A 14470-nucleotide genomic window follows, 5' to 3' on the forward strand; every position below is an offset into this window, starting at 1 on the left:
AATGTGCGGCCGAGTGGAGCGCGCGGGGCGTATGTGCTTGCATCGCGGACGAATCGGCGCGCGGAATATCGATTTGCGGCGATGCGCAGGGTCTCAGGCCCGATGGATCTACGCAGCATCACGGATTGATTCGTCGCATGTCTTCGACCTCCGTGGTGCGCACTGTCGGCAGTCGAGTCACCGAAGCGAAGCGGCGAACGCCGCACTGCGACGTGTCGCCTACTCGCAAACCAAGCTGCTTACTCTTCGCTCGTCCGATTCCGCACGCTGCCCGCGATCAGATCGAAGCGGAACAAACGGCATTCGAGCGCGCCATTGAAGAGCGGCGTCTTGGTCGATTCGCGCAACCGCAACATGCCCGGCAGCTTGCGGTCCGAGGTCAGCACGTAGGCGCGCCAGCCCGGGAAGCGTTGCTTGAGCGCGTTGCCGAAGGAGATGAAGAATTCGGTATCGGCGGGATCGGGTTGAGCGCGCGCGAAGGCTTCTTCGTCGTCACGATCCTCGCGACGCGAGCGCGGCGTGTCGCGAATCTCGCCGCGCGGGCCGCGTCCACGCACTTCGATCCGCTCGCCATACGGCGGATTCGCCACGAGAATGCCGGGCGCTTCCGTGGGCGGCATCATGTTGCGGGCATCGACCTGTTTGAGCTGCAGGTTCGATACACCGGCGCGGCTCAGATTGGCGCGCGCCTTTTCCAGCATGTCGCCGGAGATGTCGCTGCCGAAGATGTTCAACTCCGAGCGCGCCGAGCGCGCGGCGCGCTTCGCTTCGCCAGCGGCCGACTTGAGCTTCTGCCACATGCCCGGATGAAACGGCTTGAGCTTCTCGAAGCCAAAGCGCCGTTCGCTACCCGGCGCAATATCGAGCGCGGTCTGCGCGGCTTCGGCGAGGAAGGTGCCGCTGCCGCACATCGGATCGAAGAGCGGCGTGCCGGGCGTCCATCCCGTGAGACGCAGGATGCCGGCTGCAAGATTTTCGCGCAGGGGCGCCGCGCCCTTGTCCAGACGCCAGCCGCGCTTGAAGAGCGGCTCGCCGGAGGTATCGAGATAGAGCGTGCATTCGTTCACCGTGAGGAACGCAAACACGCGCACGTCCGGCTGCGCGGTGTCGATGCTCGGGCGCGCGCCGGCAACATCTCGCAGGCGGTCGCAGACGGCATCTTTGACACGCAGCGTCGTGAATTCGAGGCTCTTCACCGGCGACTTGATGGCGGTGAGATCGACGCGCATTGTCTGGCTCGGCGTGAACCATTGCTCCCAGCGCTGCTGGTGCGTGAGTTCGTAGATATCGTGTTCGTTGCGATACGGGCCATGCGCGATCTTCAAGAGCACGCGGCTCGCAATACGCGAATGCAGATTCGCCGCCATGCCCGCGACCCAGCCGCCCCGGAAGTGCACGCCACCGGGAACCTGTGCGCCGACGGCAAGCGTTCCGCCGCCGGATAACGGCGCGCTTGCGACATGGCGCTCCCCGATCTCGGCGAGCTCGGCGGCAAGCGGCGCTTCGAGACCGCGCGGGCAGGGGACAAACCAGTCGAAGAGGGGGGAGGACATGAGGGGGATTCTGGATGGCGTAAAGGCGGTATTGTACGCGGGGCCATCCGAAGGTCGCGCACCGTTCGTGCGCGTGAACCCGTAAAGCCGGCTGCGCCAGCGTTCTTCGAGCGAAGCTGGCGCGTTTATCGCTGTCGCCGCGGCGGCTTCATGCGATCAATCCACCGCCTTCATCATATCCTCCACCACCTTCTTCGCGTCCCCGAAAACCATCATCGTCTTGTCCATGTAGAACAGTTCGTTATCGAGCCCGGCGTAGCCCGCCGCCATCGACCGCTTGTTCACGATGATCGTGCGCGCCTTGTACGCTTCAAGAATCGGCATGCCTGCAATCGCCGATTTCGGGTCGGTCTTCGCCGCAGGATTCACCACGTCGTTGGCGCCGAGCACGAGCACCACATCCACCTGCCCGAACTCGCTGTTGATGTCGTCCATCTCCTGCACCATTTCGTAGGGCACTTCCGCTTCGGCGAGCAGTACGTTCATGTGCCCCGGCATGCGCCCCGCGACCGGGTGAATCGCATAGCGCACGTCGATGCCTTTCTCCACGAGCTTGTCCGTCAGTTCCTTCAGCGCATGCTGCGCGCGCGCCACCGCAAGCCCGTAACCCGGCACGATCACCACGCTTTCCGCATTGCCGAGCATGAAGGCCGCGTCATCGGCGGAACCGGATTTCACCGGGCGCTGTTCCTGCGCGCCGCCCACCGACGGGCCGCCCGCTTCGCCGCCGAAGCCGCCGAGAATCACGTTGAAAAAGGAGCGGTTCATCGCCCGGCACATGATGTAGGACAGAATCGCGCCCGACGATCCCACCAGCGAACCCGCGATGATCAGCATCGGATTGTTGAGCGAGAAACCAATGCCCGCCGCCGCCCAGCCCGAATACGAATTGAGCATGGACACGACCACCGGCATATCCGCGCCGCCAATCGGAATGATGATGAGCACGCCCAGCGCGAACGCGATCAACGTCATCACGATGAACGGCAACCACGATTGCGTCAGCATGAAAATCACGCCGAAGCCAATCATCGCCACGGCAAGGAGCAAGTTGATGAGATGCTGTCCCGAGTACGTAACGGGCGCGCCCTGAAAGAGCCGGAACTTGTACTTGCCCGACAGCTTGCCGAACGCGATCACCGAACCGGAAAACGTGATCGCCCCGACGAACGTGCCGATGAACAACTCGACGCGATTGCCATACGGCATGTAATAGCCCGGCGGCGCAAGGCCGAACGCCGAAGGTTCCGACACCACGGCATACGCAATGCAGACCGCCGCGAGCCCGATCAGCGAGTGCATCGCGGCGACGAGTTCGGGCATCTTCGTCATCTCGACTTTCGCCGCGATATAGGCGCCCGCCGCGCCGCCGATCAGAAGCGCCGCGAACAAGAGCGTGAGTCCGAGCGAGAGATTGGAACCGAGATAGGAAGCCTGCTTCGCAATGAGCGCGAGCGTGGTGACGATGGCGATCGCCATCCCCGCCATGCCGAACGTATTGCCGATGCGCGCGGTCTTCGGATTGGACAAGCCCTTCAGCGCCTGAATGAAGCATACCGAAGCGACGAGATACAGAAGAGTGACGACGTTCATGCTCATTTACGCGCCCTCCTTCTTGATGAGTTTTCTCGGCTCTTTGCGCTTGAACATTTCAAGCATTCGCCGGGTCACGAGAAAGCCGCCGAACACGTTCACCGCCGCAAGCAGCACCGCGAGCGTGCCGAAGAACTTGCCAGCGCCGCCGATTGTCAGACCGACCGCGAGCATCGCGCCGACGATGACGATTGCCGAGATTGCATTCGTCACCGCCATCAAGGGTGTGTGCAGCGCGGGCGTGACGTTCCAGACCACGTGGTAGCCGACGTAAATCGCCAGCACGAAGATGATGAGATTGATCACCGTGTGATTGATGACGTCCATGCTGATCTCCGTGTGCTTTTAAGCCGCCGGGCGCGTGACTTGCCCGTCGCGGCACTGAAGCGTGGCCGCGACGATATCGTCCGCAAGGTCGATGTTGAGCGTGCCTTCCTTCGTGATGATCAGCTTCAGGAAGTCGAGCAGGTTGCGCGCGTAGAGCGCGGAGGCGTCGGTGGCGACCATCGACGCCAGATTCGTGAAGCCTACGATATGCACGTCATGCTTCATCACCACCTGATCGACTTCGGTGAGCGGACAGTTGCCGCCTTTGCGGCCGTCGAATTCGGGTCCGCGTCCCGCCGCGAGATCGACGATCACCGAGCCCGGTTTCATATGCTTGACCGTTTCCACGGACAGCAAGGTCGGCGCGGGACGGCCGGGAATCAGCGCGGTCGAGATGACGATATCCGCCGCCTTCGCGCGTTCATGCACCTGCGCCGACTGACGCGCGAGCCAGCTCGGCGGCATGGGCCGCGCGTAGCCGCCCACGCCTTCCGCCGCCGCGCGTTCCTCGTCGGTTTCGAAGGGGACATCGACGAACTTCGCGCCCAGGGATTCGATCTGCTCTTTCACGGCTGGCCGCACATCCGACGCTTCGACCACGGCGCCCAAGCGCTTGGCCGTCGCAATCGCCTGCAGTCCCGCGACGCCCGCGCCCAGCACGAGCACGCGCGCGGCTTTCACGGTGCCGGCGGCGGTCATCAGCATCGGCATGAAGCGCTGGTAATACTGGCAGGCGACGAGTACCGCCTTGTATCCCGCGATGTTCGCCTGCGACGACAGCACGTCGAGACTCTGCGCGCGCGTCGTGCGCGGCGCGGCTTCGAGTGCGAACGCGGTCACGCCGGTGGCGGCGAGCCGCGCGGTGTTTTCGGTATTGAAGGGATCGAGCATGCCGATGACCACGGCGCCCGGCGTGAGCCACGCGAGTTCGTCGATGCCCGGAGACTGAACTTTCAGAACGAGTTCGGCGGAAAAAGCGGTGGCGGCATCGACGAGATCGGCGCCCGATTGCGCGAAGGCGTCGTCGACATAACTTGCTCGCAAGCCCGCGCCGCTTTGCACCGAAACACGATGCCCCTGAGTGACGAGTTTCTTGACCGTTTCGGGCGTGGCGGCGACGCGCGCCTCGTTCGCCCCCGTTTCAGCAGGCACTCCGATGTGCATATTCGAATCCTCCTGTCTTCTCGCTTCCGCGCCGGGGCTGGCGTCAGGAAACTCGGGGCTGAGTTTCGTTTCAAATGCTGGAATCAACGGCTGTCTCCACTGTAACCGAAGAATGAGCCGATCCGGCACTCGTTCTTTCCCGCCGAGGGTTGTCACTCGTTCTCACGAGCGAGCTTCGAAGGCGCCGGGCGCGATGAGCGTCGGCACGATAAAATATCGAACATGAAATCAGATACTTGGGCTCCTCACGTCACGGTGGCTTCGGTCATCGAAGCCGATGGACGCTTCCTCGTCGTCGAGGAGCACACATCCGGCGGCCTGAAAATCAACCAGCCTGCCGGTCATCTGGAAGCAGGCGAATCGCTGGTTCAGGCAGCTATCCGCGAGACGCTGGAGGAAACGGCGCATCGCTTCGAACCCGAGGCCCTCGTCGGCGCGTACATGACGCACTTCACGCGGGCGAGCGGCGATGTCACGTATCTGAGCTTTACGTTTTGCGGCAAGTCGCTCGGCGAGACGGCGGGGCGGGCGCTGGACGAAGGCATTGTCCGCGCGATGTGGTTGACCGCCGACGAGCTCCGCGCGATCAGCGAGCGGCATCGGACGCCGCTCGTCATGCAGCGGGTCGACGATTATTTATCCGGGCGGCGCGTGCCGCTCGATTTCATTCATACGCATTCGGTCGCGCCGGTCGCGCCTCTTAAGCAGACTTGAGCCGCGGTATTCCTATGAGCAAGCGCAGAGTAGTGGTGGGCATGTCGGGCGGCGTGGATTCGTCGGTCACGGCATGGCTTCTGAAAGAGCAGGGTTACGACGTCGTCGGCCTCTTCATGAAGAACTGGGAAGACGACGACGACGGCGAATATTGCTCGACGCGTCAGGACTGGATCGACGTGGTGTCGGTGGCGGATCTGCTCGGCATCGACGTGGAAGCCGTGAACTTCGCCGCCGAATATAAGGACCGCGTGTTCGCGGAGTTCCTGCGCGAGTACTCGGCCGGCCGCACGCCGAATCCGGACGTGCTGTGCAATGCCGAGATCAAGTTCAAGGCGTTCCTGGATCACGCGATGTCGCTTGGCGCGCAAACCATCGCGACCGGGCACTACGCGCGCGTGCGCGAGCAGGACGGCCTGTTCCAGTTGCTCAAGGCGACCGACTCCACGAAAGATCAGTCGTACTTTCTGCATCGGTTGAATCAGCAGCAGTTATCGAAGACGCTGTTTCCGCTCGGAGAAATTCCGAAGACGCAGGTCCGCGAGATCGCGGCCCGGATCGCTTTGCCGAACGCGAAGAAGAAGGATTCGACCGGTATCTGTTTTATCGGCGAACGGCCGTTTCGCGAATTCCTGAATCGCTATTTGCCGACCAAGCCCGGTCCGATGAAGACGCCGGACGGCAAGGTCGTCGGCGAGCATATCGGACTGGCGTTCTATACCTTTGGGCAGCGAAAGGGCATTGGTATCGGCGGCGCGAAGGACGGCAGCGGCGAGCCGTGGTTCGTCGCGGGCAAGGACATGGCGAGCAACACGCTTTATGTCGTGCAGGGGCATGACCATTCGTGGCTCTTGTCGAACACGCTGGAAGCGGGAAACACGAGTTGGGTCGCCGGATTCGCGCCGGAAGAAGGCGCGGCTTGTGGCGCGAAGACGCGCTACCGGCAACAGGATGCCGCATGCCATTTCTCGCGCGCCGACGATGCCCGCTTCGCGCTCCATTTCGACGACGCGCAATGGGCGGTGACGCCGGGGCAATCGGCGGTGCTGTATCAGGGCGATGTGTGTCTTGGTGGCGGCATCATCGAACAGGCGGCTTCGGGGCAGACTTCCGCGATGAGCGCGGAGCAGTTGGCCACGCAGGCGCTTTGACGCTTATCGGCGAGTTTTCCGGATCATCGAAACTCGCCGACTTCCACCGACGCAATAAAGCTTTTTTGATACAAGTGCTTGACTGTCTATCTAGCGATAGATAAATTCTCCGACGTGTGATGCGATAACTATCATCAGTGTCAGAAAATCCGGAGACTGCGCAATGGACAAGAACACCGTACGCGAAGCACTGCTGGAACATGCACAGACGCTCATCATGACGCGCGGGTACAACGGCTTTAGCTATCGCGACTTGTCCGAGTTGGTCGGCGTGAAGACGTCGAGCATCCATTACTACTTTCCCGCCAAGGAAGATTTGGCGCTGGAAGCCGTGAACGCCTACAGCGCGGATGTCATGTCGTCGGTCTACGCCATCGATAGTTCCGCGGCGGCCGACAAAAAACTCGATCGATACACGAAGCTGTTTGGGCGCATTCTCGGCGACGGGAAGCAAGTGTGCCTGTGCGGCATGCTTTCGGCGGATTTCGATTCGTTACCCGAAAAGGTTCGTCAAGCCGTGCAGGGTTTTTTCAAGGCGAACGAGAATTGGCTGGCGAAAGTGCTCGCGGAAGGTGAAGCGCAAGACACGCTCGATGCGGGTGGCAAGCCGGAAGCGGCGGCGCGCGCCTTATATGCCGCATTTCAAGGCAGTTTGCTTGCTTGCCGGCTTTTTCAAACGCGCGCCAGACTGGACGAAGTTGTCGACGCTGTCAGACGGTAGATAACCCTGTGGATAACTATGTGGATTTCATGGGTTTTCGCGTTGTGTAACCTATCTTTAGGTAGATAGATTTTGACGGGAGGTGTTTTACTTTGCCTTCGAATGGTGTCGGTGCGGCCAATTGAGCGACAGTAGCCGCCGTTTAAAGCTTGCGGCTTGAATTCCGTCGCATATTAATTATTTGCAACGGCTTAAACGTTACGAAAATCTATCTAGGAGTAGATTCAATTTGAATTGCGGATTAGTGACGATTTCGTGCAGCAGTCGTCGTATGAAGCAAGCCGCAAAACAATCGGAAATTTGCCGCGATTATCGTGACAAGATCGATTTGCGAATGCTGAATGGGCGACGCGCAGCGTTCAATAAAGCAAACGCGGCCGTCGAGGCCGCGTCAATCCGGGAAGCGAAGCGTCCACTCGCGTTCAAGCCGGCGCCGTATCCACGAACGACTGCCGTTGCGCAAGCCGCGCGTAAAACTTATCGAGCGCCGGGTGCGCATCGCGCCAATTCAAGTCCGGCAGGCGGAAATCCAGATAACTGAGCGCGCAGCCACAGGCGATATCGGCAAGTGTGAAACGGTTCGCCGAGCACCATTGCTTCGAGCCAAGACCGCGCGCCATTGCGCGAATGCCGTCGTCGATCTTCAAACGCTGCCGCTTGATCCACGCCTCGCTGCGCTGTCCTTCCTCACGCAGCACGCCTTCCAGGCGAATCAGCACGGCGGCGTCGAGCATGCCGTCGGCGAGCGCTTCCCAGCAGCGCACTTCGGTGCGCTCGCGGCGTTCCTGCGGCAGAAGCTTGCCGACAGGCGTGAGCGTATCCACGAATTCGCAGATCACGCGCGAGTCGAACACCGCTTCGCCGTCGTCCAGAATCAGGCAGGGCACCTTGCCGAGCGGGTTGTAGTCGTGGATCTTGGAATCGGATGCCCATACGTCCTCGAGCACCAGTTCGCAATCTATCTTCTTCTCTGCCATCACGATCCGAACCTTGCGGACGTATGGACTTGTGTGCGAACCGATCAGTTTCATTATCTATCTTCGCGATCATTTCTTAATGCAGTCGAGAATGATCTTAACGGACGCACGCAAGCCATCGGCAAATTACAGGGGACGCCGCGCGTGGGTGTCGTCTGGTGACAACGCCGCCAGATTCCCCGCCGGGCACGGCAAGAGCGGCGCACTCGGCGTGCTGGCGGCCGTCTTGCCCTTCGCGGACGACGACACGGCGGGCGCGGGCGGCAGCGCGGCGACACTTCGCACGCCGCTCGAAATCGCCGATGCAATCTCGCTCACCGCCTGCCGATGCCCGTCGACGAGCGCATCGAAACCATCGCCGACGCGTTCCTGCGCCACGGTCCGGCACGTGAGCGTCGTCTGCGCTCCCGCCGATGTCTGCACGCTCCACACGGCGTCGATCACGGCCCGCGAGCCCGGCCACGATTCGAAGCGCTGCACGTTCACCTTCACGCGATACAGCGGCGTTCCTTCCGGCCGCGCCGTGCCCGAGACATCGATTGCCCCGAGCTGGCGTGTCAGATCCGCGGACAGCGCGCGCCGCATTTCGTCGGACGGCAGCGAGGCCCAGCGTTCCGTTTCGAGCACCTTGACCTGCGCGGGGCTCGTCTGCACGACCAACTGGTTGCGCGTGACCTGCTGCGGCATGTCCACCGGCGCGAGTTCGAAATAGAGCGAGGCCGGCTGCGCGGGCGCCGCGCCCGGCGCGTCCGTTCCGGTGAGCGTGTAGAAGCGGCTCGACGGCGACGAGGCGCAGGCGGCGAGCACGCCTGCCGCGCCCAGAGTCAACAACGACGCGACGAACCTCATGGCTTTTCTCCCGTTTTCCCGCGCAACAGCGATTCCGGATGGCGTTCCAGATAATCGGCGAGCGCATTGAGCGATTGCAGCGTCCGCGTGAGTTCCTGCATGGCCTGACGCACGTCGGACTGGACCGGCGAATCTTGCGAAAGCGTCGATTGCGCCGCGCCGAAGGTTTTCTGCGCCTCGGTCAGCGTGCTGCGCATTTCCGGCACGACTTCCGTATCGAGTTGCTTGAAGAGCGCATTGGCCTGCTTGAGCGAGCCGTTCAGATTCGTGCCGATCTCGTCGAACGGAATCTTGTCGAGCTTGCGGGCGATGTCGGCGATCTGCAATTGCAATTCGTCGAGCGTGTTCGGCACGGTCGGCAACTCGATCGGGTCTGTGTTGGCGAGCACCTTCGCGGCCGGCGCCTTCGGGAAGAAGTCGAGCGCGACGTAAAGCTGGCTCGTCAGCAAATTGCCCGTGCGCAACTGGCCGCGCAGACCGCGCTTGACGAGCAGATTGAGCATGTCCTGGCTCGCCGGCGACCCCTTGTCGGGGAGCGCTTCCTTCGCGCGCCGGCCGAGGCGGTCCGGATAGAGGTCGATCGTCACCGGCATCATAAAGGAATGCGATTCCTGGTCGTAGCGCACGCCGATACCCGTCACCTGACCGAGCACGATGCCGCGGAAATCGACCGGCGCGCCGACCGACAAGCCGCGCAGCGACTGATTGAAGTTCATCACCACGTGCACGGGTTCGCCGTCCGGATCGCGCATGGCATCGGCCTGGTCGGCGGCGAGGCGGAACGTGGAGTTGTCCTTTGCCTGCGCGCCCGACTGCTGGTTCGGCGGCGTCTGAAACGCAATGCCGCCGAGAATCACCGTCGCGAGCGACTGCGTGTTCAGCGTGAAGCCGCTCGAATCCAGGCGCAGATCCACGCCGCTCGCATGCCACCAGCGCGAATTGCCGCCTACGTATTGATCGTAGGGCGAATTGACGAACACTTGCATGGTGACGCCGGTGCCGTCCTTGTCGAGCGAAAACGCCGTCACCTGACCGACCTGCACGCGCCGGTAATAGACCGGCGAGCCGATATCGAGCGAACCGAGAGATTCTCCGTGCAGCGTGAAAGTGTGGCCTTTCTGATCCGCCGTGACGGCGGGCGGCGTCTCCAGCCCGACGAAATAGCTCTGATCCTCGGAGGACTTGCCCGCATCGACACCGATATACGCACCCGAGAGCAAGGTGGACAACCCCGTCACCCCGCTTGCCGCCACGCGCGGGCGCACGACCCAGAAGCGCGTGTCCTTCACGGCGAAATCGGTGGCTTCCTTGGTGAGTTGCACATCGACGAGTACGCGTGAATGGTCTTTCGACAACGTGATCGACTTGACCGTGCCGATATCCACGTCCTTGTACTTCACCTTGGTCTTGCCGGTCTCGAGCCCTTCCGCGCTGACGAAGCTGATGGTCACCGTCGGTCCACGGCTCGTCACCGTCTTGACCACCAGAAAGATGCCGATCAACGCCGCCACGAGCGGAATGACCCACACGAGCGAAGGCAGCCAGCGGCTGCGTGGCTCGATCACCGGTTCCGGCAGATTGGGCGGCAGTCCGCCGCCTTGTTTCGACGGCTCGTCACCACGCGTGGATTCGTTCGGCCCGTTCGGCCCCTGGCCACTAGTCATGTTTCTTTCCTGACGGTTCTATGTTGTCCCATATGAGGCGCGGGTCGAATTGCATGGATGCGAGCATGGTAAGCACGACCACCGAAGCGAAGGCGATGGTTCCCGGTCCCGCCGTGATGACCGCGAGCGACTTGAAACGCACCAGCGCGACGGTGAGCGTGACCACGAAGACGTCGAGCATCGACCATCGTCCGATGCCTTCGACGATTCTAAAGAGCGTGGTCCGCTGGCGCGGTCGCCACACCGAGCGTCGCTGTACGCTAATGAGCAGGAAGCCGAGCGTGGCGAGCTTCATCATCGGTACGAGAATGCTGGCGATGAAGATGATTGCCGCGAGCGGATAGTCGCCATCGTTCCAGAAGAGCGCGACGCCCGACATGATGGTGTCGTCCTCGGAGCCGAGAATGGACGACGTGTGCATGACCGGAAACAGGTTCGCCGGAATGTACAAAATCGCCGCGCTGATAAGAAGTGCCCACGTGCGCGCGATGGCATCCGGGTGCCGCCGGTGCACGACCGCGTCGCAGCGCGTGCAGCGCTGTCTTTCGATGGTATGCGCGAGCGGCTGCACCAGACCGCATGCGTGGCACGCCACGACGTTCTGGCGCGATGCCGTGGTGTAGAGCGTAGGCGGAGGCGCTTCGGGTTCATCGACGGCCGCGCTGGTTTGATCCGGATTCATGATTTCTGCCTCACCGTCGGTGCGATGCGTTGTCTGCGTTCCGCGCGCTTGGGCAGCTTTTCGGCGATATCCCACAGCCGTTGCGGATCGAAGCTCACGACCACGGCGACCATCAGCGTCAGCGCGCCGAAAGCGAACAGCGCGGCTTCGGGAATCACGCGCGCGAGACTCACCATCTTCACGAGCGTGACGAGCACGCCGAGCATGAACACCTCGATCATTCCCCACGGACGCACGAACTGAATGGTGCGTAACGTGGCATTGAAGCCCGGCGGCACGTAACCCGCGCGCAGCGGCACGAGCACGTAGAGCAGCGCGAGCAGTTCGGCGAGCGGCGCGAAGATGGTGGCGAAGAACACCAGCACCGCGATGATCTCCATCTGCTCGTTCCACAAGGAAACGATTGCACCGATCAGCGTGGTCTGCGAAGTGATGCCGTTGGCGTCCAGTTCGACGATGGGAAACGCCTGCGCGATCACGAAGGTGATCAGCGCGGCGAGCGTCATGGCGCTGATGCGATCGAGATTGTCCGCGATACTGCGATAGAGCAGCGCACCGCAACGCGGACAGCGCGCCGACGTATGCCGGGGCAACGCGCGCTTCTTGAAAAGCGCGTCACACTCGTGGCACGCAATGAGTTCATCCGGTTCGTTCTCGTTCATGGTCTGAAGCCGAGCCTTCTGATGCGGGTTGATCTGGCGCCGCGAAGATCGGCTCGGAGCGAGCACAGCAAATTACGAGCCAGCGCGATCGGAAGCAGCATGGTAACAAACGTCGCGGGACTGACGCTTATCTGGCGGCGCGGACAGGTGGTGGACGCGGTGAAACGAGCGCGGGAATATTGGCGCATGCTCCATCGTTATTCCTCATTGGGCGTCGGTCGGGCGTCGGTCGGGCGTGTAATAGGCGTCTTGCAGGGCGCGCGGGCGACTGAAGCCGAATGAATCAATCGACCGTTGCATGGGCGGAATAGTTCGTTGCAACAGTGCGACGTAGCAGCAAAAGAGCGCGCAGCGTCAATGGCGGCGGGGCTTTGCGGCTATTGGGCAGACACCTCGCACGCGCTGGCAATTCCGTATTGTTGATGTAGGATTGCGGCCTTGAAGGCCCGTCGTTCCGGACGGCCAGCCGCATAACGATGAATATCAGGGTGAAGCAATATGGAAAGCAGCGTTCGCATCGCGTCGGCTCAGTCGACCGGACGATACAGCGCCACGGCAATCGGCCTGCACTGGCTGATTGCGTTGCTGATCGTATGCGGCTTTTATCTCGGCTGGATCATGACGGACATCCCGGGTTTCACGCCGACCAAGCTCAAGTATTTTTCGTGGCACAAGTGGATTGGCGTGACCGTGTTCGCGCTTGCCGTTCTGCGGCTCGTGTGGCGCGCCACGCATCGCGCGCCGCCGATGCCCGTAGACATGCCGGGCTGGCAGAAGGGCGCGGCGCATCTCACGCATTTCCTCCTTTACGCACTCATGCTGGTGATTCCCGCATCGGGTTATCTTTATAGTTCCGCGGCCGGCTTGCAGGTGGTTTATCTCGGCGTGTTGCCGTTGCCAACCATCATCGGGCCGGACAAGGCTTTGAAGGCGACGTTGAGAATCGTGCATATTGCGCTGAACTACACGTTGCTCTTCTTCGTCGTGATGCACGTGCTCGCGGCACTCAAGCATCATTTCGTCGATCGCGATGGCTTGCTCGGCCGCATGCTTCCGTTTCTGCGCTAAGCCGCCGATGCGATTGTTTCCTGTGCGTTGGCAAGGCGTTTCCCGCCTGCTGTTTTTTCCAGCATTCTTTTGATTTCCAATACCGGATGTTCGTCGGACCCGATCAGGAAAAGGTACACATGAAAGTGAAACTCAATCGTTGGATGCTGGCCGCCGTATCGGCGAGCTCGCTTGCGCTCGCCATCGGCGCACATGCGCAAGTGGACGTGAGCAAGAGCAGCGTGACCGCGACATCGAAGCAGATGAACGTGCCCACGGACGGCAAGTTCAACAAGTTCACGGCGCAGATTTCGTTCGATCCGGCCAAGCCCGCCGCCGGCAGCGCGAATATCACGATCGATACCGGCAGCTACGATCTCGGCGACGACGACTACAACAAGCAGGTGCGCGGCAAGGAATGGTTCGATGCCGCGACCTATCCGACCGCCACGTTCGTTTCGAGCGCCATTGCGCCGGCGGGCGGCAATCAATACAAGGTGACGGGCAAAATCACCATCAAGGGCAAGTCGCAGACGGTCACGGTGCCCGTGACCATCACGCAGCAGGGCGCAACGGAAACGTTCGACGGCTCGCTGCCGATCAAGCGCAACCAGTTCGACATTGGAACGGGTGAATGGAAAGACACGTCGGTGGTCGCCGACGATGTCGTCATCAAGTTTCATATCGTCGCCGCGAAGAAGTAAGCGGCCGACTCAAGCAAATCAAAGCCAACTCATTGCATCGCAACGATTCAACCAGGAGAAGCACTTGAACAAACTTTCCGTTTTCGCCGCAGGCGCGCTTGCAGCAAGCCTTTCGTTCAGCGCAATGGCCGCTGACACCTACCAGCTCGATCCGAACCACACGTATCCGAGCTTCGAATCCGATCACTTCGGCGGCGTGTCCACGTGGCGCGGCAAGTTCAACAAGAGCAGCGGCACCGTCGTGCTCGATCGCGCGGCGAAGACCGGCACGGCTGAAGTGACGATCGACATTGCATCGATCAACACCGGCAACGCGAAGCTCGACGAGCATCTGCAAAAAGCCGAATTTTTCGATGTCGCCAAGTACCCGACCGCGGTGTACAAGGGCACGTCGATCCGCTTCGACGGCGACACGCCGGTTGAAGTCATCGGCACGCTGACCATGCACGGCGTGACCAAGCCGCTCAACCTGAAGCTCGACACCTTCAAGTGCTTCGTCAATCCGATGATGAAGAAGGAAGTGTGCGGCACGGAAGCGTCGGCGACGTTCGATCGCGGCGACTTCGGCATGGACTACGGCAAGTCGTACGGCTTCAGCCTGAAGACGACGCTGCATATCCAGGCCGAAGGGGTGAAGCAGTAAGTTTCATCGAGTGTGGGAT

General features: G+C 61.6%; 15 protein-coding genes. 6 read left to right on the forward strand and 9 right to left on the reverse strand.

Annotated elements, in window-relative coordinates; all coding sequences use genetic code 11:
• Window positions 1-239: 239 nt before the first annotated feature.
• From NCR98_RS01900 to NCR98_RS01915, 4 genes are all read right to left on the reverse strand, one after another.
• Window positions 240-1553: a THUMP domain-containing class I SAM-dependent RNA methyltransferase gene (locus tag NCR98_RS01900; RefSeq protein WP_250525381.1), complete on the reverse strand. Its 1314-nt coding sequence runs from the start codon at window positions 1551-1553 to the stop codon at window positions 240-242.
• A gap of 156 nt (window positions 1554-1709) precedes the next feature.
• Window positions 1710-3152 carry an NAD(P)(+) transhydrogenase (Re/Si-specific) subunit beta gene (locus NCR98_RS01905; protein WP_250463036.1) on the reverse strand — a complete coding sequence of 481 codons (1443 nt, stop codon included), beginning with the start codon at window positions 3150-3152 and terminating at the stop codon, window positions 1710-1712.
• Complete coding sequence (locus tag NCR98_RS01910) at window positions 3153-3473, reverse strand: NAD(P) transhydrogenase subunit alpha part 2 (RefSeq protein WP_244827003.1); 321 nt, start codon at window positions 3471-3473, stop codon at window positions 3153-3155. It abuts the gene before it with no gap.
• An 18-nt stretch (window positions 3474-3491) separates the two neighbouring features.
• Window positions 3492-4637 (reverse strand): Re/Si-specific NAD(P)(+) transhydrogenase subunit alpha, encoded by a 1146-nt coding sequence (locus NCR98_RS01915; RefSeq protein ID WP_250463040.1) that lies wholly within the window; start codon window positions 4635-4637, stop codon window positions 3492-3494.
• Window positions 4638-4859: 222 nt separating this feature from the next.
• Between NCR98_RS01915 and NCR98_RS01920 the strand changes: the two genes are divergently transcribed.
• From NCR98_RS01920 to NCR98_RS01930, 3 genes are all read left to right on the forward strand, one after another.
• Window positions 4860-5351 (forward strand): NUDIX hydrolase, encoded by a 492-nt coding sequence (locus tag NCR98_RS01920; protein WP_250525382.1) that lies wholly within the window; start codon window positions 4860-4862, stop codon window positions 5349-5351.
• 14 nt (window positions 5352-5365) lie between these two features.
• Window positions 5366-6502: a tRNA 2-thiouridine(34) synthase MnmA gene (mnmA, locus tag NCR98_RS01925; RefSeq protein ID WP_250525383.1), complete on the forward strand. Its 1137-nt coding sequence runs from the start codon at window positions 5366-5368 to the stop codon at window positions 6500-6502.
• Between the two features lie 163 nt (window positions 6503-6665).
• Window positions 6666-7223: a TetR/AcrR family transcriptional regulator gene (locus tag NCR98_RS01930; protein WP_244827007.1), complete on the forward strand. Its 558-nt coding sequence runs from the start codon at window positions 6666-6668 to the stop codon at window positions 7221-7223.
• 422 nt (window positions 7224-7645) lie between these two features.
• Here NCR98_RS01930 and NCR98_RS01935 read toward each other — a convergent pair whose 3' ends face one another.
• From NCR98_RS01935 to NCR98_RS01955, 5 genes are all read right to left on the reverse strand, one after another.
• Entirely contained in the window at window positions 7646-8254 is a 609-nt protein-coding gene (locus NCR98_RS01935) for a glutathione S-transferase N-terminal domain-containing protein (RefSeq protein WP_250525384.1), read from the reverse strand.
• A 72-nt stretch (window positions 8255-8326) separates the two neighbouring features.
• Complete coding sequence (locus NCR98_RS01940; protein ID WP_250463051.1) at window positions 8327-9049, reverse strand: PqiC family protein; 723 nt, start codon at window positions 9047-9049, stop codon at window positions 8327-8329.
• Window positions 9046-10713, reverse strand: coding sequence for a PqiB family protein (locus tag NCR98_RS01945; RefSeq protein ID WP_250463054.1), 1668 nt, complete (start codon window positions 10711-10713; stop codon window positions 9046-9048). The genes NCR98_RS01940 and NCR98_RS01945 overlap by 4 nt, the downstream gene beginning before the upstream one ends.
• The gene (locus tag NCR98_RS01950) at window positions 10706-11395 is read right to left on the reverse strand and encodes a paraquat-inducible protein A (RefSeq protein WP_250463056.1); all 690 of its coding nucleotides are present in this window, start codon (window positions 11393-11395) and stop codon (window positions 10706-10708) included. Before NCR98_RS01950 ends, NCR98_RS01945 begins: the two co-directional genes overlap by 8 nt.
• Window positions 11392-12057 carry a paraquat-inducible protein A gene (locus tag NCR98_RS01955; RefSeq protein ID WP_250525385.1) on the reverse strand — a complete coding sequence of 222 codons (666 nt, stop codon included), beginning with the start codon at window positions 12055-12057 and terminating at the stop codon, window positions 11392-11394. The genes NCR98_RS01950 and NCR98_RS01955 overlap by 4 nt, the downstream gene beginning before the upstream one ends.
• A gap of 498 nt (window positions 12058-12555) precedes the next feature.
• On the opposite strand from NCR98_RS01955, the gene NCR98_RS01960 reads away from it, so the two are divergent.
• The 3 genes from NCR98_RS01960 to NCR98_RS01970 all read left to right on the forward strand — a co-directional run bounded on the left by NCR98_RS01960 (window position 12556) and on the right by NCR98_RS01970 (window position 14451).
• Window positions 12556-13125, forward strand: a complete 570-nt coding sequence (locus NCR98_RS01960; RefSeq protein WP_244827013.1) for a cytochrome b — start codon at window positions 12556-12558, stop codon at window positions 13123-13125.
• A gap of 119 nt (window positions 13126-13244) precedes the next feature.
• Window positions 13245-13808 (forward strand): YceI family protein, encoded by a 564-nt coding sequence (locus tag NCR98_RS01965; protein WP_244827014.1) that lies wholly within the window; start codon window positions 13245-13247, stop codon window positions 13806-13808.
• A 124-nt stretch (window positions 13809-13932) separates the two neighbouring features.
• On the forward strand, window positions 13933-14451 hold the full coding sequence (locus NCR98_RS01970; protein ID WP_250525399.1) for a YceI family protein: 519 nt from the start codon (window positions 13933-13935) through the stop codon (window positions 14449-14451).
• Window positions 14452-14470: the final 19 nt, after the last annotated feature.

This window comes from Caballeronia sp. GAWG2-1 (genome assembly GCF_023631405.1).
Lineage (GTDB): Bacteria > Pseudomonadota > Gammaproteobacteria > Burkholderiales > Burkholderiaceae > Caballeronia.